Consider the following 1,325-nt stretch of genomic DNA (forward strand, 5'->3'; position numbering starts at 1 on the left):
CCAATAAATAAGGAAAAGTTTTTCCTTCCTCCAGTTCAACATCGGCACCTGCATTAATTGCTTTAATAGCGGCTGTTTTTAATGATTCTGACGTTTTAACTTTCCCCGCTGCTATTCCAATGGCACCATAATCACTTACCACCAAACCATCAAAACCCAAGTTTTTTCGCAGAATATCTTGCAATAAGGTTGTGTTCGTTATCGAATAATCACCATTATGAAATTGATGATAGCCAGGCATTACACTTTTAACACCAGCCAGGCGAATTACTGCTTCATGAGGAAATAAATACTCTTCATATAATTCCTTCTTATCAGTTGAATTACTGCCAAAACCAACAAAATGCTTGGTGGTTGCAGCAATACCTTTTTTAAAACCTTCCCCCTGCAATCCATTAACAAAGGCAACACCCATTCTCCCTGTCAAGTAATAGTCTTCGCCAAAACTTTCTTCTATTCGCGGCCAATGCGCCGTTTTAATCACGTCAAGCATTGGCGATAACGCCATAGTGGCTCCTCCATCACGCATATTTTGAGCTGTGGTTCTAGTATTTTTTTCCAACATTTCAGGATTCCAGGTACATGACATCCCTATTTGCTGTGGGAATGTTGTTGCTCCCAATGTAGCAAAACCAGTAATGGCCTCTTCATGAAAAATAGCAGGGATCTTAGATGGTGTTTGGGTAATCAAATAGTGTTGAATTTGCCTCACTAAATCTCTTAATTCTTCGGGTTTCATATGTAATGAAGAAGAATATTGACATAAATGACCTATGCCATATGGAATTTTTAGCTTGCATTTTTGAATGGAGAATTTTCCATTTTCCATTAAGTCGTTAGGCCGAATGCCTATTAATTGAGCTAGCTTATCTTCATTGCTCATTTTCTTCATTAACAAATTAACCTTATCTTCAACGACTTTGTCTGAAAATGGTTTATTGTTGTTTTTGATTGTTTGGGCCTGAGCAATCCCAGACATTAGCAATACAATGCAAATTAATTTTAATTTCATTTTATATCTTATAGCTATTATTTTCTAAGGTTTACAGTTTGAAAAAGGTCATAAATTAAGTAACACATTCCTTAGAAAGAAAATGCTTTTATATCCTTTTACAATTAGCTAACCAAAAAATAGATTTCATTAAAGTGTATTTCCAAAATCGTATCGACTGCATCGATCTGGATATTTCCCAAATAAACAAACACGCCTTCAGGTTGTTGTTTAAATTTCAGTTCTGCTTTTGTCCTTATTGTTTTACAAAATTCAGAAATACCACATCATTTTCATTTAGCTTAATACCCTTGCTATACTTCCCCTTTGAACC

At 35.4% G+C, this 1,325-nt stretch carries 1 protein-coding gene; it reads right to left on the reverse strand.

Annotated features, from left to right (window positions below):
* Positions 1 to 1,012 (reverse strand): glycoside hydrolase family 3 protein (locus tag AC1DND_RS28005; RefSeq protein WP_477586142.1); only part of this gene is annotated, 1,012 nt, incomplete at its 3' end.
* Positions 1,013 to 1,325: the final 313 nt, after the last annotated feature.

The sequence above is a fragment of the Pedobacter sp. 01N416 genome (assembly GCF_056399685.1).